Annotated in this window: 18 protein-coding genes and 1 pseudogene; 13 read left to right on the top strand and 6 right to left on the bottom strand. The window is 47.2% G+C overall.

The features are described from left to right. Positions 1 to 575 precede the first annotated feature (575 nt). On the top strand, positions 576 to 1,889 hold the full coding sequence (locus tag MHM93_RS00980; protein WP_239447597.1) for a PAS domain-containing methyl-accepting chemotaxis protein: 1,314 nt from the start codon (positions 576 to 578) through the stop codon (positions 1,887 to 1,889). A 17-nt stretch (positions 1,890 to 1,906) separates the two neighbouring features. On the opposite strand, the gene MHM93_RS00975 is transcribed toward MHM93_RS00980, so the two are convergent. Further along, positions 1,907 to 2,650 carry an EAL domain-containing protein gene (locus tag MHM93_RS00975; protein WP_239447596.1) on the bottom strand — a complete coding sequence of 248 codons (744 nt, stop codon included), beginning with the start codon at positions 2,648 to 2,650 and terminating at the stop codon, positions 1,907 to 1,909. Positions 2,651 to 2,873: 223 nt separating this feature from the next. On the opposite strand from MHM93_RS00975, the gene MHM93_RS00970 reads away from it, so the two are divergent. Then, positions 2,874 to 3,443 carry a DUF922 domain-containing protein gene (locus MHM93_RS00970; RefSeq protein WP_022946516.1) on the top strand — a complete coding sequence of 190 codons (570 nt, stop codon included), beginning with the start codon at positions 2,874 to 2,876 and terminating at the stop codon, positions 3,441 to 3,443. A 3-nt stretch (positions 3,444 to 3,446) separates the two neighbouring features. On the opposite strand, the gene MHM93_RS00965 is transcribed toward MHM93_RS00970, so the two are convergent. Beyond that, positions 3,447 to 4,139 (bottom strand): haloacid dehalogenase type II, encoded by a 693-nt coding sequence (locus MHM93_RS00965; RefSeq protein WP_239447680.1) that lies wholly within the window; start codon positions 4,137 to 4,139, stop codon positions 3,447 to 3,449. A 142-nt stretch (positions 4,140 to 4,281) separates the two neighbouring features. Here MHM93_RS00965 and MHM93_RS00960 point away from each other — a divergent pair, with 142 nt between their 5' ends. Then, the gene (locus MHM93_RS00960; RefSeq protein WP_239447595.1) at positions 4,282 to 5,163 is read left to right on the top strand and encodes a LysR family transcriptional regulator; all 882 of its coding nucleotides are present in this window, start codon (positions 4,282 to 4,284) and stop codon (positions 5,161 to 5,163) included. Here MHM93_RS00960 and MHM93_RS00955 read toward each other — a convergent pair. The 4 genes from MHM93_RS00955 to MHM93_RS00940 all read right to left on the bottom strand — a co-directional run bounded on the left by MHM93_RS00955 (position 5,135) and on the right by MHM93_RS00940 (position 8,155). After that, entirely contained in the window at positions 5,135 to 5,674 is a 540-nt protein-coding gene (locus tag MHM93_RS00955; RefSeq protein WP_022946519.1) for a DUF2937 family protein, read from the bottom strand. The genes MHM93_RS00960 and MHM93_RS00955 overlap by 29 nt on opposite strands. Positions 5,675 to 5,766: 92 nt before the next feature. Next, the gene (locus MHM93_RS00950) at positions 5,767 to 6,441 is read right to left on the bottom strand and encodes a lytic transglycosylase domain-containing protein (protein WP_239447594.1); all 675 of its coding nucleotides are present in this window, start codon (positions 6,439 to 6,441) and stop codon (positions 5,767 to 5,769) included. A gap of 100 nt (positions 6,442 to 6,541) precedes the next feature. Continuing rightward, a complete protein-coding gene (astB, locus tag MHM93_RS00945) occupies positions 6,542 to 7,894 on the bottom strand; it encodes an N-succinylarginine dihydrolase (RefSeq protein ID WP_239447593.1) in 1,353 nt (450 codons plus the stop codon). A gap of 45 nt (positions 7,895 to 7,939) precedes the next feature. Next, positions 7,940 to 8,155 carry a hypothetical protein gene (locus tag MHM93_RS00940; RefSeq protein ID WP_022946522.1) on the bottom strand — a complete coding sequence of 72 codons (216 nt, stop codon included), beginning with the start codon at positions 8,153 to 8,155 and terminating at the stop codon, positions 7,940 to 7,942. Positions 8,156 to 8,594: 439 nt separating this feature from the next. Here MHM93_RS00940 and MHM93_RS00935 point away from each other — a divergent pair, with 439 nt between their 5' ends. The 10 genes and pseudogenes from MHM93_RS00935 to MHM93_RS00890 all read left to right on the top strand — a co-directional run bounded on the left by MHM93_RS00935 (position 8,595) and on the right by MHM93_RS00890 (position 21,927). Continuing rightward, a complete protein-coding gene (locus MHM93_RS00935) occupies positions 8,595 to 9,155 on the top strand; it encodes a type 1 glutamine amidotransferase domain-containing protein (RefSeq protein WP_022946524.1) in 561 nt (186 codons plus the stop codon). Positions 9,156 to 9,717: 562 nt separating this feature from the next. Continuing rightward, a pseudogene (locus tag MHM93_RS00930) lies at positions 9,718 to 9,903 on the top strand (IS30 family transposase); the annotation flags it as partial. Between the two features lie 24 nt (positions 9,904 to 9,927). Then, positions 9,928 to 10,452 carry an ABC transporter transmembrane domain-containing protein gene (locus MHM93_RS00925; protein WP_275444076.1) on the top strand — a complete coding sequence of 175 codons (525 nt, stop codon included), beginning with the start codon at positions 9,928 to 9,930 and terminating at the stop codon, positions 10,450 to 10,452. Continuing rightward, complete coding sequence (locus MHM93_RS00920; protein WP_239447591.1) at positions 10,449 to 11,015, top strand: ATP-binding cassette domain-containing protein; 567 nt, start codon at positions 10,449 to 10,451, stop codon at positions 11,013 to 11,015. Before MHM93_RS00925 ends, MHM93_RS00920 begins: the two co-directional genes overlap by 4 nt. Before the next feature lie 12 nt (positions 11,016 to 11,027). Further along, the gene (locus tag MHM93_RS00915) at positions 11,028 to 12,116 is read left to right on the top strand and encodes a hypothetical protein (protein WP_239447590.1); all 1,089 of its coding nucleotides are present in this window, start codon (positions 11,028 to 11,030) and stop codon (positions 12,114 to 12,116) included. Between the two features lie 670 nt (positions 12,117 to 12,786). Continuing rightward, positions 12,787 to 13,089: an isoamylase early set domain-containing protein gene (locus MHM93_RS00910; RefSeq protein WP_022946533.1), complete on the top strand. Its 303-nt coding sequence runs from the start codon at positions 12,787 to 12,789 to the stop codon at positions 13,087 to 13,089. A gap of 2 nt (positions 13,090 to 13,091) precedes the next feature. Continuing rightward, complete coding sequence (gene malQ, locus MHM93_RS00905) at positions 13,092 to 15,095, top strand: 4-alpha-glucanotransferase (protein ID WP_239447589.1); 2,004 nt, start codon at positions 13,092 to 13,094, stop codon at positions 15,093 to 15,095. Then, a complete protein-coding gene (gene glgB / locus MHM93_RS00900; protein WP_239447588.1) occupies positions 15,076 to 17,367 on the top strand; it encodes a 1,4-alpha-glucan branching protein GlgB in 2,292 nt (763 codons plus the stop codon). The genes malQ and glgB overlap by 20 nt, the downstream gene beginning before the upstream one ends. Continuing rightward, a complete protein-coding gene (gene glgX, locus MHM93_RS00895; protein WP_239447587.1) occupies positions 17,360 to 19,435 on the top strand; it encodes a glycogen debranching protein GlgX in 2,076 nt (691 codons plus the stop codon). Before glgB ends, glgX begins: the two co-directional genes overlap by 8 nt. Continuing rightward, positions 19,432 to 21,927: a glycogen/starch/alpha-glucan phosphorylase gene (locus tag MHM93_RS00890; protein ID WP_239447586.1), complete on the top strand. Its 2,496-nt coding sequence runs from the start codon at positions 19,432 to 19,434 to the stop codon at positions 21,925 to 21,927. The genes glgX and MHM93_RS00890 overlap by 4 nt, the downstream gene beginning before the upstream one ends.

The following is a 21,927-nucleotide window of genomic DNA, read 5'->3' as shown; positions in this document are numbered from 1 at the left end:
CATTGTCACTCACCCACACGGTTTGGCTGCGCTGAGCAGTCACCTCAATGGCGTAGGTGACAATAGGCATGTGTTTAAAGTAGTTGGGTAATTTGTATAGTAGCAGCTGCTCATCGCTCTTGGCGGCAGAGACCTAGGTTTGGGCGTTATTGAGCTTCTTCAGTAAAAAATGCAAGGCCACAGACATTAGCAGGACAAAACTCACTCCTTTGCCAATAGAAAGCGCCAACGAGTCCTCAAAGTCTCACCCATATTAATGCCAATAACCAATCGCTGGAAACTATCCAAAGAGTGCTAATAACAGCATAAAGGCCAACTATTTGATTTCGACTTAGTCCTCTTATATATTGCTCTTAAAAGTATCCGCTGAACCCATTTTTTACACTCGTCGCATTTTACTGTTCGCTATATCTGCATAATATTACAATAATAAATCAAAGGGTGAGCATTCAACTTAAGGGGAATGTAATGCGTTATGTCAAATAATGCTGCGATAAGCTGCTTTATGATCGACCGAATCAGGTTAAGCGTTATTAAACGCTTACGTCTTTATTTTTACTTTTGATGGTACCACCATGTTTCTGCGAAAAAGTCACCTTGCTGAGCTGAAAAGCTTGCAAGATGAAGTGCTTACTTACAAGCAAATATTCTCTAGTTTAAGTGAAGAGATGATCCATCTAACTTTGGATTTGCAGGGGGTGATTATCTCTGCCAACACACTTTTTGAAACTGAGACCCAGATTAGCAGCCACGCGTGGCAAGCCAGAGCGTTGCTCGACTTCGTGCCAAATTTGGCGCGCAGCACGGAGCACTACAAGGCGCTTAAAAATGCGTTAACTCAGCGCAAGCACTGGGCTGGTGCTCTGGAAATGCAAAATAATGACCAGCACTTGTGGTTACGTGTGGTATTGCAGCCGATTGTGGATGCCAGCGGGCACTGTACACACTTTGATCTGTTCGCATCGAATCTAACCCGCACCATTAACACCTCAAGGCATAATGAAAATGTCATCAGCGCTATTGAGCGTTCTATGGCCGTGATCCGCTTTAACCCTCAAGGAAATATAATCGACGCTAACGACTTATTTCTAAACACTGTGGGTTATCGCCTTGAGGAAGTCAAAGGCAAGCACCACAGCATGTTTTGTGAGCCCGCACTCGCTAACAGCCATGAGTATCGCGAGTTTTGGCAAAAACTTAATCGCGGTGACTTCATTGCTGATCGCTTCAAGCGCATTGATAAACAAGGGCGAGAAATTTATCTCGAAGCCTCTTATAGCCCCATTTTCGACAGCCATGGTCAGCTCTATGAGATAGTTAAGTTTGCCACCGACATCACTGCGCAAGTAGAGCGTGAAAATCAGGTAAATCATGCTGCTCAAATCGCTTACGACACCTCAATTAACACTCAAAGTAGTGCCAGTAATGGGGCCGCTATTATGGAAGAGACGGCAGCGGTTATGAGTCAATTAGCGGCAAAAATGGACAGTGCGTCTGAGAAGATCAATGCCCTTGAAGCGCAATCGGCGCAAATAAATAAAATTGTTCAAGCCATCAGCGGCATCGCCGAGCAAACCAACTTATTGGCACTTAATGCCGCCATTGAAGCTGCGCGGGCAGGTGAGCTTGGGCGCGGTTTTGCGGTGGTTGCTGATGAGGTCAGAGAGTTGGCCTCGCGAACCTCAAAGTCGACCGAAGAAATCATTGGGGTGGTCAATGATAACGCGCAACTGACCTTGGAAGCGGTGCAAACCATAGGTGAAAATAAAGACACAGCCACCGAGGTTGCTGAGAAAGTCAATGATGCCAGTGCGGTGATTGAGGAAATACGCGAAGCGTCTCAAAAAGTCGTGGATGCGGTATCACAATTTGCTAACCGGCTGTCTTAAGGCAGCCGCTCAAGCGTTCAGTGACTCGGTATATGTACCTCTGGGAGCCCTTCAAACTGGGGCTTCGCCAACAAGTAACCCTGCATTAGATTAATGCCGGCTGCTCGCAACCAATGATATTCGCCCTCTGTTTCAATGCCCTCGGCAAGCACCTGAATACCCAGCTCACGCAGCAAATTCACACAGTTTTTTATGATGATCTGTCGGGTTTTATCTTGGTCGATATTGCGGATCATCAACATGTCTAATTTAACAATGTCGGTTTGAAAGTCAGCTAATAGGTTAAGGCCTGAATAACCGGCGCCAAAGTCGTCCGTGGCGGTCATAAAGCCCAGCTTACGATAATACTCAACGATGCGTTTGATATGGTGCGCATCACCTACCTTTTCAGCTTCGGTAAACTCGAACATAATTCGCTCGATAGGAAACTGGTAACGCTCAGCGGCTTCCAGTGTTGTTTTGATACATCGTTTAGGTTCATAGATGGCATTCGGTAAAAAGTTAATGCTCAGCATCGACGGTATTTGCAGTTTGGCAGCCAAAGCAATGGCTTTAATGCGGCAATGCTGATCAAACATATATTTATTTTCATCGGTAAGCTGGCTTATTACCGCACCGGCGGGTTCATTGTTAACACCACGCACAAGCGCTTCATAACCAAATACCTCGCCTTGTTGGCAATCAACAATGGGTTGGAACGCCATGGTAAAATCAAAAGGGAGAGGGGGCGTGTTAATGCAGCGGCGACACTGAGATGCCATCAATGAATTCTCTTATTATTAACTTCAAACACTAGCATTAACACTAGCTGGTATTTGTGGACTGTACAAGCTAAGTCGATGATTTTTATAAAGACCTGAGCATAATCTCCACAGTTAGCAGCAAATTTATGATATTTCATACAATTGTTATCTTTTAGTGGTACAAACCCACGTACTTGATAAAATAGCGGCGTTAACAAGCCAACGCCAAAAAGGAACTCTTGTGCGCTATCTCATCTTTTTACTTTTTTCATTTTCGCTTCATGCTCAACTTGTCATTGATGAAACCACACAAAACTATGCCGTCAGTGCCGATGCGCCCGATGGTCTTTTACACGCACTCGATAGTGCTTCGCCAGTAAAACGTGATAACAAGGTTGTGCATGGTTACACCTATTATGATATCCGCTGGCAGTTTTGGTTTGATAGTAAGTCTCGCCAATGTGATATCAATAAGGTAACCACCACGTTAGAGCTGGAATACACGCTGCCACAATTAACAGATAGTACTGAGAGTGTGAAAAAAGCGTGGTCGCAGTGGTTTTCGTATTTGGCCGAGCATGAGCATGAACATGGCCGTATGATAAAGGCGATGGCACAGCGCATAGACGAGCAGCTAGAGGCCATTCCCGAGTTGGGCAGTTGTCGTGTGATTGAACAACAGGCCGCGCTTATCGGCAATGCGCTGAAACAAGAACTAGCGCAGCAACTGCAAGCATACGACGAGCAAACCAATCATGGCCGCACTGAAAAGGCATGGCTGGTGGATCATCTCCAAGCCACACCTAATTAGCCGTTAAGGGGTTAACAGGGTTGCGAGCTCCTCAACACTGTTAACTACATAATCAGGCGCTGGGGCTAAAGGGTAAAGCTGTTTGCCTGGGCGCGCAATAAAGGCGGTTTGCATACCCACCGCCTTAGCTCCGGCCACATCCCAGCCATGGGCTGCAACCATCAGCGCCTGCTCGGGCGCCACGTTTAGCTTTTTCAGTGCCCATTGATAAGCGCGAAGATCCGGTTTGTATATTTGCAGGTCTTCAATGCTCAGGCGCTGCGAGAAATACGGTGTCAGTCCTGCATGTTCAAGCTGGGTTTTCACGCCATAATTTGATGAATTGGTTAAGCTCACTAAGGTAAAGCCGTTATCTTTTAAGCGCTGTAACCCCGGTTTTACATCAGCATGCGCGGGCAAGCTTAATAAAGCAGGCACGATCGCTTGTTTTGCTTGCTGCTTTGAAAGTTCAATCCCCTGATTTTTTGCCACCATCTGCAATGCGGCAACGCCAATATCACCAAAATCCTGATAGTCGCCGCTGACCGTTGTCACCAGTGAATGGTGTAGCATGGTTGAAAACCACAGCGGTAACAATTGTTGCTGGCCATCCAGTGCCCCTGCAACTGAAGTACGCATTGCTTCAAGATCAAGCAGGGTCTCGTTAACATCAAAAAAGATAACTTTAGGTCGTTGTTGGGCATAGCTTACGGGCATAGTTAAAACTCCAAAAATCAGAGTGAGAATGACGAAATACGTACGCATGGTGGTCTCCATAGTGTGTTTTTATCAGTTTATTGATTTAATTTTTTTACATATAGTGCTAAATAACGAAACTTAAATTCGAAATAATTAAATCATGTATAGCACGGCCGACTTGGAAACCTTTATTGCCATCATTAAGCATCAGGGCATTGTGAATGCCGCTAAACAGCTGCGGCTGTCGCCTGCCACGGTCAGCCATCGGCTGGCTAAAATAGAGCGCCACTTAGGCAGTGTGCTTATTTTTCGTGATGCGCGCTCGTTAAAGCTATCACCGCAAGGTGAGATTTTTTATCAGCGAATTGAGGGCATTTTAGAGGCGCTGTACGACGCAGAATTTGAAATAGGCGCGCGTAGCTCCACGGTGGCGGGCGTACTCAAAGTAACCATGCCGCCTTGGGTCTTTTCTCAGTTTGTTATGCCGAGACTGGGTGAGTTTGAACAGCAATACCCGCAATTAACCTTGGATTTCAATATTATCGACCATTTTGTCAATATTGTTGAAACGCGCCAGGATGTGGCTATTCGTGTTGGGCAGTTGCCCGACTCGGGTTTGCTTGCGCGTAAACTGGTGGATAACCACCGTTTACTTTGCGCCGCACCTAGCTATATTGCCCGTTACGGTATGCCACAGAGTGTTGCACAACTACAGCAGCACTATTTTGTGTGCTTACCTTGGCAACGGCAATTTAAGCTGCAGGTGGGCAAACAGGTGCGCACTTATAATGCCCGTACTCGTTTTACCATTTCGAATTCAGATAACATGACCTCGGCAGCACTGGCAGGCCATGGTATTGCCATAAAATCACAAATAGCCATTAAGCAGGCATTGGACGGCGGTGAATTAGTCGAAGTCTTGCCTCAAGCGCTTGTAAACCCACAAGCGCCGGTGTGGTTTTTGCGCGCGCAACATTCTTTAGCCACGCGCAGAGTTGAAGTGTTTTATGATTTTATGAAGACGTGCTTCGCACATTTATAAACAGCGATAGCACAGCGAGCAGGGCACTGGTTAATAAAACAAACAGCCCCTCAACACACCAAGTAATCATTAACGCCACCACCAAGGCACTACCTAAAGAGGCCATATTCAGTTGGATTTGCGGGCGGTAGGATTGCCACACCGACTGGCCAACATCAATCACCGGCGCAGTCAGCAAATGCCAATAAGGGTTACTTTGATAATCCGATACTGCGTTCTCTAGTTGCTCTTGGCGCTCCAAGAGTAAGGCTAAATTGTCACCGCCTTTGGCATAAATGCGGTCGTCACTTTGTTGATAGTGGGCCAACAGTTTTTCTAAGGAGCCATCAAAGAATTGCTTGGCGTCGTCTTTAAACGGGGCAATGGCCTGAGTTACCTCGTCGTTGCTTGCACGCAGTGCATGGCCATAATCGTCAACAAAGCCCGGCACTTGCAAACCCAGCAACGCGGCAATAAAAAACACGCATAAACGCACATAATGACGACACCAACGAATAATATCTTTAAGCATACACATCCATCTACGGGCACATTGCCGCACTGACTCCAGTTATGGTGATTAAGTTATCACTTCACTCACACAATTGGTATGTCTTAGCGCCGCTAGCGCGCTGCACTGAGTAATCCGTTCGGGTATTGGCGTGGTACTGTTGAAGTTAATAGCTGTTGATGTTGGCGGTAACGGTTATGGAGAATATCGACACGTTTAACGAAGTCGCGGGTTTGCTGAAAAGGAGGCACGCCACTGTAATGAGCAACGTTGCCAGGGCCAGCGTTATAGGCCGCTGCGGCCAGTTTCGTATTTCCTTTAAAGCGCTTTAATAGCTTAGCAAAATAGGCGCTGCCAGCGGCAATATTGCTATCGGGGTCGAAGGGGTCATCGATGTTGTAGGCTTTGACTAGTAAAGGCATGAGTTGCATCAGCCCTTTGGCGCCCTTATGTGATTGCGCATTAGGGTTAAAGCCCGACTCGGCATGCACAATGGCTTGTAACAATGCCACATCTAAGTCATTTTTGAGCGCTTCTTCGTACAAGGTTTGACGAAATTTGTAGGGGTGCAAAGGGGTTGAATACCAGCTTTGATAACGCGATTGCTCGCAGCGTTGGCATTTTACTTCAACAACACGAAAGCCACTGATTTTAGGTTTTTGGTCGGTGAATACCGCAATGCCTTGGCTGTTGTAATAGTGGTAGATCACCGGATAGTTAGCGCCAAAGGCGGATATGGAGCAGGCCATCCAAATACTGGAGGCGAAGATGATGCGCGTTAACAACATAGTGCCAAACCCCGTGATAAACGTTCTTTAAGCCTAGCACAGGGTCAGCCTTTTGGCTGATAAAATAGCCATTGCACGATCGCTTTAAGGCGCTAAGCGATCACCGCTGAAAATCATAAATACTGCCTAAATTCATAAGCTTAGTTAATTCATCTAAGGCGGCGTAAGATTCTTGGATCAGCAGCGGATCGCGCAGATCGTCCTGACATAGCTGGTCTCGATAATGACGCTCCACCCAATCACTTAGGGTGTGATGCAACTTATCAGAGAACAAACAGGCTGGGTTTGTGGCAGCCAATTCCTGCTCAGTTAACACCACTCGCAAGCGCAAACAAGCAGGGCCACCGCCATTTTGCATGCTTTGTTTGATATCCACGTAATGAACTTCATCCAAGGTATCTGGCTGAGTGAGTAAATCATCTAAATACGACTTAACCGCTGGGTTCTCAGCACACTCCTGCGGCGCAATCAGCGCTGTGGCATTGCTAGGCAAGGTAATAAGCTGGCTATTAAACAAATAACTGCTCACGGCATCGGCAACACTTACCGCCTCAGTGGGTACTTCAACAATACTAAGGCGATGGGCGTCGTTATACAGTGCACTATAAGCAGAGCTTATTGTATCCAGAGCTTGGTGTTGCTTATAAAAGGCTTGCTCGTGGCAAAAAAGCAGCTGCTCATTACCAACGGCAATCACATCGTTATGAAACACGCCTTGGTCAATAACTTCTGGGTTCTGCTGAATATACAGCTGTTGGCTATCATCGAGCTGATGTAAGCGAGCAATGGCAGCGCTGGCCTCAAGGGTATGGCGAGCAGGGAATTTTTGTGGTTTTACGCCGCCTTCACTAAAGGCCTCGCGCCCATAAACAAATAAATGCAAGCCTTTATCGCCGTGCTTTGGGCATAAGCGGGTATGATTTGCAGCGCCTTCATCGGCGAAATGGTCGTGCCCAGGTAAGGGGGCGTGATGGGCAAAATAATTTGAATTAGCGAACGTTGCTTGTAATATCCGGCCTGTGGTTGGCGCTTCAATGGAGCGATGCAGCTTATTGCTTAAATTGGCCGCCGTAAAATGAACGCGGTTATCGGCACTGTCGCTTGAGGGAGATACGGTGGCAGCATTCGCACTCCACATTGCTGATGAAGAAAAGCACGCACTTAATAAAGCCGGGTTATATTTGTACGTTTTTTCGAGTATTTGTGCATCCGAGCCGGTAAACCCCAGCTGCTTTAACAATGCCATATGAGGGCGTGCGTGAGGGGCGAGTACACCTTGGTGTAAACCCAGCTGGCGCATCGTGCGCATTTTCTCAAGCCCCTGCAAGGCCGCTTGTTTAGGGTTGGATGGCTGCGCTGCAAAACGCTTAGAGGCAACATTACCAAAAGACAATCCGGCGTAGTTATGGGTGGGGCCTACTAAGCCGTCAAAGTTTACTTCATAGCTGTGCATAGTACTCCTTAAAAATGCCTGTAACAGTAAAGGGCAGCTTTAAACCTAGCGGTGATGTTGTGCAAGTGCAATGTCAACGTCATTGAGTTGTTTTAATAGCTGCTGGCGCCGCTTGAGCAAAGTGCCCCGCGATGAGCTTTGGTCGTGCATTCGCAGCGCCTTATATATTTCCCGTTTAGAGAGCTTAGTATGAGCGGCCGCTTGCGAGACGCTAATTTGCTTATTCAACAAGCGGGGCATCACAGACGCGAGGCTATTCATCGTCTTTACCCTGCGCATAGTCATGAATTTGCCAAATACTAATATCGAAATGCCAAAGTAGGTAAAGGGTTTCACGTAGCTGTTGCATAACGGCGCTCCTAAGGTGGGTGACGCTGTAGCTAATGAATAATCTGTGCCACTAATACAAAGAGTAATAAATACAGAGGCCTATAGCGTGATGGAAGTATTTAAAAGGGGCGTTAAGCACTGTTTTGGGTCATTTTTAACTGTGGTTGCACCATGCTTTAGCACAGTGTGTGCAAGTATTAATCAGCAGTCGTTTAGTCATGTAAGTGTTTCATTAAAGCCTGAAAGCTTTGCAGGCAAGCTGTCATTAAAAACACATCTAAAAAATATAAAAGTTATTAATTTCAGTAGGTTATTAATTTGGCACGATGACTGCTCATACTCAAATGTGTTTAATTTAAAGGAGATTAATATGAGTACACCTTTAGCAGGTAAGAAAGTAGCCATCCTAGCCACTGATGGGTTCGAGCAAAGCGAACTGGTATCTCCTCGTAAAGCGTTACTCGATGCAGGTGCCGAGGTAGACATTATCTCTATTAAGCCAGGCACTATTCGAGGTTGGGAGGACGACCACTGGGGCGAAGAAATTAAAGTAGATAAGCTAGCGCAAGAAGTCAGCGCGGTTGAATACAACGCCTTGGTACTGCCCGGCGGCTTATTTAACCCCGATGCACTGCGCCAAGACACCGAAGCAAAACGCTTCGTGGATGGCTTCTTCCAAGAAGATTACATCAAACCCGTTGCAGCTATTTGCCACGGCCCGTGGATGCTAGCGGAAATTGATAAACTTAAAGGGCGCAAAGTCACCTCGTATCCAAGTATACGCACCGACTTAGAAAACGCTGGAGCCAATTGGGTAGACGAGCAAGTTGTGGTGGATAATGGCTTGGTCACCAGCCGTAAACCCGGCGATTTGCAAGCCTTTAACAAAAAGCTAGTTGAAGAGGTATGGGAAGGTCGCCACAGCGAATAAGTATCCCCATTTACTTCTCAATATAAGAGCCAGCAGCTTCACTGCTGGCTTTTTTTTGGATGCAATAAATGAAACTGTACTTTATTAAGCCCACTAGTAAACGCAGCGAGATTTTTTTAATTAAGGCAGCCGCCGCCGGTGCTTAAGCGCTACTTTTTGGGTATTAATATTTCTTCTTAATAGCTATATGGGTTTTCTCACGCGCTACCGCGTTGAATACGCTCATAGGTAAAGCGCTCGAAAACCTATCCAACAGCGCGTGTTATGCAATGTAATACCAGCCAAAAAAAGTAAATAATAACACCAACTTCATCGGTTCAGCTTATCTTGATGATTTTAATGATAAAAACGTTATTTACTGTTGGAACTATTCAGGTAAAACTACATTTTCTAGAATCTTCTGAACTTTAGAGCATCTAAATGCCCATCCAGACTATCTAACCGGAAAATTTACATTTGAGGTAGGTGATGATACGAAGCTAGATGAGATTGACTTTAAAAATATTGTTTATCGGAAATCTCTGCAAAGTCATGGTATTAATTTTGGGGGAAAGGTCAGTCGGAGCGAGGATTGAACGAAAATTCCAACGGCTTGCTACGTCAATACATCCGCAAAGGCACGGATTTACGCACGGTCAGCGACAAAAAGATCGCTGATATTGAGCAAGCATTGAACGCCAGACCTAGGAAGTGTCTCGGTTATAAACAGCCTGTCGTTGTATTCAATGAATTACGCAATGCGGCCTAATTTAGCGAGTGGTGCACTTCGGACTTGAATTCGCGACAAGAGCTAATGGCAAAAGCTGAAGAAAACAGCCACTTTATTGAGACAGTTAAGAGCATAAAAACAATCAAGCTCTTTAACGCAGAACCTAAAAGAGAGTCATTGTGGCAAAATAACTACGTCAATATTACAAACCAAGCAATAAAGCTCGGTAAGTTTAAAGCGTGTTTTGACGCGCTACATCGACTGTTCTTTGGTGTTGAAAGTATAGTCACAGTATTCATCGCTTCTCATATGGTTATGGGAGGGGGCTTTAGTCTTGGGATGTTGTTTGCATTTTTAGCATACAAGCACCAATTTTTGATGAAGTGTTCGAACCTAATAGAAAAAGCAATAGAGTTTAAAATGCTGGGTCTTCACTTTGAGCGACTATCAGACATAGTCTTCACGCCTAAGGAGCAAAATCTAAAACTCGACGGTGAAAGTTTAGTCTTTAAAGGGAAAATAGAAGTAAAAAATGTGAGTTTTCGCTATAGTGACACATCTCCACTCATCTTAAAAACTTCAGTTTGACGATTGAGCCGGGTGAAAGCCTGGCTATAACAGGAAAATCTGGCTGCGGTAAGTCAACTTTATTCCATTTGCTTCAAGGGTTGTCAGAACCAACGGAAGGCGAAGTACTGATAGATGGTATTTCCATCAAAGACATCACGCCTTCTTGCTACCGTAGTCAAATCGCTTCAGTAATGCAGGATGATCACTTGCTGTCAGGAACTATATTGGAAAACATTACATTCTTTGAGCCTGATGCTGATATAGACTTAGCTAAAGAGTGCGCAAAATTAGCACACATCGACGTCTATATTCATAGCTTACCTATGGGTTACAACACCCTTATTGGTGAGATGGGATCAATACTCTCTGGTGGACAAAAGCAACGACTCTTGCTTGCGAGAGCTTTATATAGGAAACCCAAAATATTATTCTTGGACGAGGCAACTAGCCACCTTGACGTTGAATTAGAGAGGAAAATAAACGATTCAGTACGTCAACTTGATATAACGAGGGTAGTTATCGCCCACCGAAAAGAAACGATAGCAACATCAGACAGGGCTATTGCTCTTTGGGATCTATAGATAGGAAAGGTAATGAATAGTTTTAGTCGAAGTATTTTTGGTCTTCTTTCTATGATGTGTATGATGAGTGAAGGCCTTTTCGCAATGAGCCTGCCAGACATCCTTTCGACACATAACCTAAGAACACTTGATACTAGGAGCACCTATAATTTTCATAGCATTTATGTCGAAGTGGGCAGCGAAAAATTCATACTATTTGAACAGGTTGAAAACATAAATTTTGACCGAATAAATGTTAAATTGTTTAACTTAAGTGCACATAATGACCTTAACTCACAGCCTCTGGAAATAGAGGGATTTACAAAGCAACCAAATTATTTAACCTTAGTAGGTCATGAATATGAAGGCCCTATACTTTGGATTTATTTCAGCTTTGCAGATGGTTACGATGAATCAGCTCAAATCATGAAAGGTCGATTGACAAGGCAAGGTAGGTTGATTGATCCTGTTGCTCTGAATTTAGAGCAAGAGCTAATCGGAGGTAGCTGGCCTAGGTACCACAGGTTAACTGAATCGACGAGTGCGATATCTCTTAGAGCACCAAAATGTTGCGGTTTAGCACTTATGACAAGCAGCGATGGAGTTAGTTATGTTAGAGATAATTCGTTTCAGCAATCGGGAGCGATGCCTGTCATAAGCTCTTTTGAAAGTGGAAACCTAATTTATAGTTATCAAAGGAGCTTTCCCACCGACAAAAAAACGAGTAAGGGTAAAACAAAATATGTGCAAAAATCTCGATTCAAAATAGCCCAACAGAATAGCTGGTCTCCAGAATATCTAGTTTCAGAAAAAACGTTTGAAATACACGATGCTTTTCCATTTAAACGACTGGACGGTAGAGTAGACCTTTACTACGTAAATGACTATGGTCGAGAGCCTAATCAATTATCAGTTTGGAGAAGGTGCGTCGATGAGCTTGGAAACTTGGGTAAAGAAGAACAGATCACAGATGAGCGTATTGGGAATGTAGCAAAGCCATACACATACAGAAATAGCAGAGGAGAAATTGTTTTTCTTTTTATAGAACAAGGGAAAGGGTTAAATACTGGCTCAATGCAGCAAGTTACTACATTGACCAAAGATGCAGTTTGCTCTTTATAACTTAGAGGGAATAAAATATGGGCCGGTAGCTAATAATCATTATTTTTTTCGCGAGATTCCCGGGTCAAGTACAAATTAAATCTAAATTAATTGCCCCTAACTCAACTGTATACTCTTGTTAACCCCCTGTAACGTATCCATCCGGTAATCGCCACGTTCAATTGATAAGTTAGCTACGATATGGTGTTCTCTTTGCTAAGGAGAATGAGCATGCAGCAACATCAACCAAGAGAGGTACAAGGCTGGTTCAACTCATTTGAACGACAAAAACAAAGCGGCCACTGCCCCGCGTTGTCGGTTGCAGCCAGCAATAGCGGACCTTCAACTTAAAGCGCACTTGCACAAATAGCCTTCGTTTAGCCGCTCGCAAGCACGCGTGAAAATATCTCATTATGCGTTTTGTTGGTTTGTTTCTATTATCCCTTGTATCTATTTTAGGTTCGCAGCAGATGCCTTGGCACTTATCCTGCTAACAGCCTATAAGTGGCGGGTGACACCCTCACTTTTCGGCGTGTTTGCACCGAGAAAGCGCATTTTATGCACTGTAATAATGCGTCCATATTTCTTTGCTAACCTCGCCATCAGACTTTGCAAAACACACCGATTTGCTGAGCAGTATCCATAGCACATTGATGTGGCGAACAAATATACACTTGTTTGGAGCCCAGCTATGTTAAAGAAGCGTTTTTTCAAAACAAAAAACGAAGCAGAAGTGACCTTTGAGTATGAGCATCCACACGCAGCGCGTGTTGCGCTCGTGGCGGAGTTTAATCAATGGCAACCTTTGCCCATGACCTGCTCGAAAAAAGGCAGCACATTTCGCGTTAAAACGCGCCTTCCCAAAAACAGCGAATTTCATTTTCGTTACTTAATCGATGACCAAGAGTGGGATAACGACCACCAAGCCGATGCCTATGTTGCCAATGCCTATGGCACAGACAACAGTGTGGTATCAACCCACGTTCAGCCTTAACAATGCAGACGCTGGCACAAAGCCTCTATCTGATGGGGGTTGGCAACAGCTACGTGGATTACCAAGGGCAACAGCAACAATTTGATCAAGCGTTGCGGGTAAAAGTGCTTGAGGCCATGGGTGTCGATGTTGATAACCTTGATGCCTTAGCCGCGCTTAACTATCAGCTTGACGCGGCCCCTTGGCAGCAACTTTGCGATGACATTATGGTTATCTCGGAGCCTTCGCCACGTTTAGTTATTCGCCTGAGCGAGGTGCAGTTTCAGCGGCAGCAGAGTGCAAGCTTGCACTTAGAGGTGAACGCACAACACGCTAACTGGTGCATTAGCCAAGGGCAATTCACCGGCGACTACGTGATTGATGGCTGTCGCTACCTCGCACTTAGCTATGAACTGGGTCAAGGTTGGTTGGCGCCTGGGTTTTACACCGCGCGGGTCAGCGTCGCAGAGCATAGCACTGAGCTAGAGCTATGGTGGGCGCCGCAACACGTTTATCAAGGCGCTTATGGACAACAAGGAGCTGTTAAAAGTGTGGGGTTATCGTGCGGCTTGTACACCTTGGTGAGCGAGCACGGGGTGGGCATGGGTGATTTTGCGGATCTCAAAGCGCTGCTACGCGAAGCCGCTGCGTTATCCATAGATTATGTGCTACTTAATCCCTTGCACTTACTCGATTGTAATGATGCCAGTAGGCATAGCCCGTACAGCCCTAGCAGCCGCATGCTTATCCACCCGCTGTACATTGCCGTTCAGGATTCGCCTGAATGTGATGCGGCGATTTTAGCGCAGCTTAATGAGGCCAAAAGGCACTATAGCAATGTAGCAAGTGCGCCTTGGCTCGATTACGAGCAAGTCTATGCGCTTAAGCTGCCATTATTACGCGCGTTATTTGAGCGCTTTTGCACCACGGCAAGTACTGAGCGCAAGGCCGAATTTGCACAGTTTAAAGAGCAGCACCGTGTGGCTCTTGATACCCTGGACGACTCAGGTGATGAGCAGGCTTGCTATTGGCAATGGCAAGCCTGGCTGCAGCGCCAAGAATGCCAAAATATAGCGCAAGAGGCGGGTATGAAGTTGGGCCTTATCAATGATTTGGCCGTTGGCGTGAGTGACGATGGTGGCGAGTTTAATCGTTACCGAGCACTGTTTACTCCCCATGCCTGTATTGGTGCGCCGCCGGATGATTTTGCGCCACAGGGGCAAAATTGGGGCATGCCAGCATTGTTGCCGCAAGCGATGAAGCGCCACCGGTTTGCCTATGCCAAAGCGTTATTTAGCGCCAATATGCAAGAGGCGGGGGCGCTGCGCATTGATCATGTGATGGCGTTGATGCGCATTTGGTGGTGTGTGGATGAGCAGGGCTGTTATGTCTATTACCCCTTTGATGAGCTGTTAGCGCTAATAAAAATACTCAGTCATCAACACCGTTGTGTGGTGATTGGTGAAGATTTAGGCGTGGTGCCAGAGCAAGTACGACAGGCCTTGGCACAAGCGCAGATATTCTCCAACGCCGTGTATTACTTTTGTTACCAGAACTCAGCCTTTAGCGCGCCGCAACACCTTGATGAGCATACTTTATTGATGATCAGCAACCACGATTTACCGCCTTTTGCCCAGTGGTGGCAGGGCGATGATCTTAATCAAGCGCTGCAACTGGCACTTATCAGTGCAGAGCAAAAACAGTCGTTATATGAGCAACGTCAAAACCATAAAAGCGCGCTGATTGAGCGACTCACTCAACCGGGGGAGTCGGTTTCGTTACACAGCACCAGCGCCGATGTGTATCGCGCCTTGTGTCGGGCACTTGCGCAAGGAAGCAGTAAGTTGTTGACCCTACAACTTGATGATTTAGACGGCCAACATGCGCCGGTCAATATCCCCGGTACGCACCGTGAATACCCGAACTGGCGACGACAGTTGAGCCAATCTGCTGTCGCTATTTTACAGCAGCAACAGCAGTTTATCTGTGAACTAACCAGGAGTCGTCATGGAACATGCGATGATTGATAATACGCCACTTCCTGATTTAGCTGATGCTGTTTGCGCCCTTGAAGGGGCGCAAGTGGGTGAGCCGCGACAGCTATTGGGCCATCAATGCATTGACGGCAGCTGGTATGTGATTCTCTACAAGCCCGGTGCTTTGGCGGTGGAGGTGCAATTTGCCACTCACACTTGTATTGCCCAGCGCTATTCAGACTCCGAGGTGTTTATCGCGCTAGCGCAGGCGGAATTTGTTCCGTATCAGCTCCGTGTTACTTACCCAGAGGCGGTGGTAGTTCAGGCCGACCCATTTTGCTTACCCTTAGGGCTCAGTGCCGCCGATTTATATTATTTCCGCCAAGGCACAGAGCAACAGGCACAGCGTCACCTTGGCGCCCATATGATGACCCTGCAAGGCCACCGTGGCGTGCGTTTTAGCGTGTGGGCTCCTAATGCCCTCGCGGTGAGTGTGACTGGGGATTTTAACCACTGGGATAGTCGCCAGCACCCTATGGCGCGGGTTGAAGACAGCGGTGTTTGGGCCATTTTTATACCCGATGTAGCGCCGGGCCAATGCTACAAATACCATATTCGCACGTTATCGGGTGAGGCCCTACTAAAAGCCGACCCCTATGCGTTTGCTACAGAGCGGCCGCCAAATACCGCCTCGCGCGTCAGTGCTGTTACGTTGCCTAAAGCGCTGGATGAGCAAAGCTATGAGCAACGCGAGCGCCGCAATGCCATCGATGCTGCCATTAGTATTTATGAGCTGCACATTGGCTCTTGGCGACGCACCGCCGATAACCAATTCTTGAATTACCGTGAGTTGGCCGCGCAATTAATTCCGTACGTTGAAGAAATGGGGTTTACCCATATTCAATTAATGCCCGTTAGCGAGTTCCCCTTTGATGGCTCTTGGGGGTATCAGAGCACCGGCCTTTTCGCGCCCACCTCGCGCTTCGGCAGTGGCGATGATTTTGCCTATTTCTGCGCGCAATGCCGTGCGCACAATATTGGTGTGCTAATAGATTGGGTGCCGGGGCATTTCCCAGCAGATGCTCACGGCTTGGGGCGTTTTGATGGCACGCATTTGTATGAGCATGCCGATCATCGCCAGGGGTATCATCCAGATTGGCATACCTATATTTACAATTATGAGCGCCAAGAGGTACGTAGCTTTCTCACCTCTAGCGCCAGCTTTTGGTTAGAGCAATACGGGGTAGACGGGTTGCGCGTGGATGCCGTGGCCTCCATGTTATACCTTGATTACAGTCGTGAGCACGGGCAGTGGTTGGCCAACCACTTGGGCGGGCGAGAAAACCTCGGCGCTATTGCTTGCCTACAGCAAATCAACAGTGTGTGCTATGGGCGAAATCGCGGCATTATGATGGTCGCAGAAGAATCGACCGCGTGGCCAGGAGTCACACAAACCACCGACAGTGGCGGCTTAGGGTTCGGCTTTAAGTGGAATATGGGGTGGATGAATGACTCATTACGCTACATGCAGTTAGACCCGATTTACCGCCAATACCATCACCACGACATGACCTTTTCCATGGTCTATGCCTACAGCGAAAATTACATTTTGCCTTTAAGCCATGATGAAGTGGTTCATGGCAAAGGGTCGCTGCTGAGCAAAATGCCAGGAGATAGTTGGCAGCAACACGCGAACCTGCGCGCCTATTTAGGTTTTATGTGGGCTCACCCTGGCAAAAAGCTGCTATTTATGGGCGGCGAATTCGCTCAGCAGCGCGAGTGGGATCATAACCAAGCGTTGGATTGGCACTTGCTTGATGACCCAGCGCACCAAGGCATGCAGCGTTGGGTTAAATGCCTGAATCAGCTTTATCGTTCTTACCCGGCTCTGCATGAAAATGACTGTGATGAGCGTGGGTTTCGGTGGTTAGATGGGAATAATAGCCAGCAAAGCATTTACAGCTTTGTACGTATTGCCAGTAGCCTCCCGCAAGTCGTGCTCGCGGTTGTGAATATGACGCCTCAAGTACATCATGATTTTCGCATTGGTGTGCCTCACGCTGGTAGTTACCGAGTTATCGCTAATAGCGATGAGAGTCAATACTTCGGCAGTGGCGTTAGGGTGTGCGCTGAGCGACCTGCAAATGAGCAATCACCCCCTTCAGAGCCACTCTATTCAGAGCCACTCCCATCGGAGCCACTCTATTCAGAGCCACTCCTTTCGGAGCCACTACCCTGGCATGGGCAAAGTCAGTCTATTAGCATCTGTGTGCCGCCATTGGCTTGTGTTTATCTGTTGTGGGAGGCACCTGGTCATGAGTAAATTTATCACCAAGCCGGGCGTTGGTGCCCCCTTGGGGGCTTATATTGATGACCAAGGGGTTAATTTTTGCTTGTACTCGCGTCATGCCAGTGCCGTGTACTTGTGTCTGTATGATGCTTCTGGGCACAGTGAAATTGCACGCATAGCCCTACATAAAGGTGAACCTGGGTATTGGCATGTTCATGTTGCAGGGGCTGCAAAAGGGCAGCTATATGGCTATCGTGTTGATGGTCCTTTTGCTCCTGAACAAGGGCAGTTGTTTAATATTAATAAGTTGCTGCTCGACCCTTATGCACACTCGCTATTTGGTGATTTTCAACACAGTATTCGCCACCGCGCTGTCGATGAGCAGGGCAAGCTATGTCCGTTTGATAATGCTCACTTAATGCCTAAAGCACAGGTAACTGCGCTGAGCCAGTATAAAGGTAAACGCCCGGAGATTGCCTGGCATGACACTGTTATTTACGAATGTCATGTTAAGGGATGGTCGCATCGCCACCCCGATATTGAGAACGCCGAGCGTGGGTGTTTTGCAGCCTTGGCAACGCCGCAATTCATTGAGCATATCAAGGCGCTAGGTGTGACCAGCATTGAGCTTATGCCCGTGCAGCAGTTCATTAGTGAAGCGTTTTTACAGCCACTCGGGCTGAGTAATTATTGGGGCTATAACACCCTGAGCTTTTTTACTCCGCATAGTGATTATTTGGTTAGCGGCGATGTGCATGAATTTCAAGCCATGGTCGCGGAGTTACATCAACACAATATCGAAGTGCTGATTGATGTGGTTTACAACCACAGCTGTGAAGGCGAAGCCCTTGGCCCTTGTTGCCACCTAAGGGGAATCGATAATCGCAGTTATTACCGCCTTGATGAGCAAGGTCATTATATTAACGACACCGGCTGTGGTAACACCTTAGATTTAACCCAACAGGGTGCTCTGCGCTTGGTCATGGACAGCTTACGGCATTGGTATCAGGTATATGGGGTTGATGGCTTTCGCTTTGACTTGGCCAGTATTTTAGGCCGAGAGCACCATGGTTTTAACCCTGAGCATGCCTTTTTTCAATGCCTTGCACAAGACCCGGTATTACAACACGCGAAACTGATTGCCGAGCCTTGGGATATTGGCCCCGGAGGTTACCAGCTTGGCGCTTTTCCTGCTCCATGGCGACAGTGGAATGACCAATATCGCGATGTTGTCAGGCGGTTTTGGCGCGGCGATAGTGATTTACTGGGCGTGTTAGCCAAGCGCTTGCATGGCTCTGCCGACATTTTCAGCGCCACTGGCATGGTGCCAAGCTACAGCATTAACTTTATAACCAGTCATGATGGCTATACCTTGGCCGACCTTGTCAGCTACGAGCAAAAGCATAATCACGCCAACGGAGAGCACAATCAAGACGGTCATAATGCCAACTACAGTTGTAATTATGGTGTGGAGGGGCACAGCGACGATGCCCACATCAAGTTACTGCGTTTGCGAGCACAAAAAAACTTACTGCTCACCTTATTACTGTCCAAAGGTGTGCCCATGCTCAGCGCCGGCTCGGAAATGGGGCACTCGCAAGGGGGCAACAATAATGCTTATTGCCAAGATAACGCTATTAATTGGCTTAGTTGGCACGATGTCTCTCGCCACCATCCGTTAGCACTGTTTATCAGCGATGTGCAAAGGCTGCGCCGCGAATTCGCCATTTTTACGCACCCGGAGTACATCCATGACAACGACTCGCGCTTTGTGATTGCTTGGTATCGCCCTGACGGACGGCCGATGAGCAATGACGATTGGCATGACCCTTCGCTGCATACCCTGGTGTATTACAGTATCGATACCCAGGCCCATCACTATTTATGTGTGGTACTGCATCGCGGCGGGCGCGAGCAAGCGCTGCGCTTAGTGAGCCCTGATAATACGCCACTGCAATGGCACCTGCGCTTGAGTACGGATGAACACAGTGAGCCTGCAACGCAGGGCATCGCTGTGGATCAAGAAATAACCTTAACTCCCTGTAGTGGTTGGGTGTTTAGTAACGTTGAAAACAAACACAATACAAGGCAAACACTATGACTACGTCTGGCACTGTATGCCACCCTGTGGATTGGCAGGATGCGCCGCTACTTGATAGCGAAACGTTAGCCGATGATTTGGCTCGTCATTTTCACTATACCCTCGGGCGCGACAAAGTGGGCGAATCGCAGCATTATTTGTATCAAGCACTGGCGCTGACCATACGTGATAGGATGGTGGCGCGCATGCGACAAACCCGCAATGTCACCACTTCAGTGCCAACACGAAGAGTGGCCTACCTGTCGTTGGAGTTTCTCATCGGACGTAGCTTAAATAACGCTATTTTAAACCTAGATATGGCTGCTGAGGTGAGCGCCGCATTAGCCAATTACTGCGCCGAGCTCGAACATATAGCCAGCGCTGAGCACGACGCTGGTTTAGGAAATGGTGGTTTAGGGCGTTTGGCTGCGTGCTTCTTAGATAGCTGTGCGACCATGGCCTTGCCGGTCACAGGTTATGGTATTCGTTATGAATACGGCATGTTTAATCAACGCATCGATAATGGTCAGCAAATAGAGCAGCCCGATCATTGGCTGCGTGAAGGCCATCCGTGGGAATTACCAGCACCGGATAAAACCGTGCGGGTGAAATTTTTTGGTCATGTCGATATTTATCGAGACCATCAAGGCCGCGAGCACCGCCAATGGCTGGACACCCAAGATGTGTTAGCTGTGCCTTACGATGTACCCGTGCCAGGCTATGGTAATGATATCGTCAATACCCTACGGCTATTTAAAAGTGAGGCCACCGATGAGTTTGACCTTGATGAGTTCAATGCTGGTGGCTATGCCGAGGCCGTGGCGCAAAAAAACCTCGCCGAGCAAATTTCCATGGTGCTGTATCCGAACGACAGCAGTGAAAATGGCAAAGAGCTGCGCCTGCGCCAACAATACTTTCTCTGTAGTGCCGCACTGCAAGACCGGCTTAATCAATGGATAGCAATTAAAGGCGAACAGTTTACAGATTTTGCCGATTATCATGTATTTCAACTCAACGATACGCATCCCAGTATTGCCGTAGCTGAATTAATGCGCCTGCTTATCGACGAGCACTGCTTAAGTTGGGACGATGCTTGGCAGATAACCACTCGTACCATGGCTTACACCAACCACACCTTGCTACCTGAAGCGCTGGAAAAGTGGTCTGTGGCTTTAATGCAACGGCTACTGCCACGCTTGATGCAAATTATCTATGAAATTAATGCGCGGTTCTTAATCTTAGTCGCCAAACAGTGGCCCGGGTGTGCACAAAAACAGCGAGCTTTGTCGCTTATTGAAGAGGGGTCAAATCCTCAGGTGCGAATGGCTTATTTAGCCATTGTTGGCAGTTATTCCGTCAATGGGGTGGCGGCGCTGCATAGCCGCTTACTAAAAGAGCAGTTGTTTGCAGATTTTTATGCGCTGTGGCCGCAGAAGTTTAATAACAAGACCAATGGAGTCACCCCCAGGCGTTGGTTATCCCATTGTAACCCCGAGCTGGCAACGTTGATCACCGCCAAAATAGGCGATGATTGGGTAAAAGATTTCGCACATATTAACCGTATTCGCCGTTACTACGACGACGATAGCTTTATTGCCGCGTGGCAAAAGGTAAAACAAGCCAACAAAGCGCGGCTGTGCGAGTTGGTGCAACAGCGCTGCACTGTGCAATTTGACTCGACCATGCTATTTGATGTGCAGGTCAAGCGCATTCATGAATATAAACGCCAGTTGCTCAATATTTTGCATGTGATTCATTTATACCGGCGCATTTGTGATGGCGATACGCAAGGCATGGTGCCCCGTTGTGTGCTGATCGGGGGCAAAGCGGCCCCCGGTTACGATATGGCGAAGCGCATTATTAAGTTGATATGTAATGTTGCCAATACCATTAACGATGACCCCCGTGCGAAGGCATGGTTAAGGGTGGCGTTTTTACCGAATTACAATGTCACCGCGATGGAAACAATTTGCCCTGGAGCGGATTTATCAGAGCAAATATCCACGGCGGGTAAGGAAGCGTCAGGCACCGGCAATATGAAGTTTATGATGAATGGCGCACTGACCATAGGCACCCTAGATGGCGCCAATGTGGAAATGCTTGAAGCGCTCGGTGGCGAGCACTTTTTTACTTTTGGCGCCAAGATTGACCAAATCGACGATATCCGCAGGCACTATAGCGCACGCGCTATTATTGAGAACGACCCGCAGTTGCAAAAAGTAATCGCCTTGCTACAAAGCGGTCATTTTAATTTGTGTGAGCCGAATATTTTCGCTCCCATTATTAACCTCCTTTATGACGATAGCGATCCTTGGCTTACCTGTTATGACTTTGCCAGTTACTGCCAAGCTCAACAAGCTGTCAGCGAAGCTTATCAAGACCCTAAACACTGGACTCAAATGAGTATTTTAAATACCGCTGCCTCTGGTCAGTTTTCCAGTGATCGCACTATTGCCCAATACAGTGAAGACATATGGCAGTTACAGGCCATGCCAACGCGCCAAGGAGAATAA

The organism is Pseudoalteromonas sp. MM17-2, assembly GCF_022347945.1.
Taxonomy (GTDB): domain Bacteria; phylum Pseudomonadota; class Gammaproteobacteria; order Enterobacterales; family Alteromonadaceae; genus Pseudoalteromonas; species Pseudoalteromonas ruthenica.
This window is presented reverse-complemented; position numbering and strand designations above follow the sequence as displayed.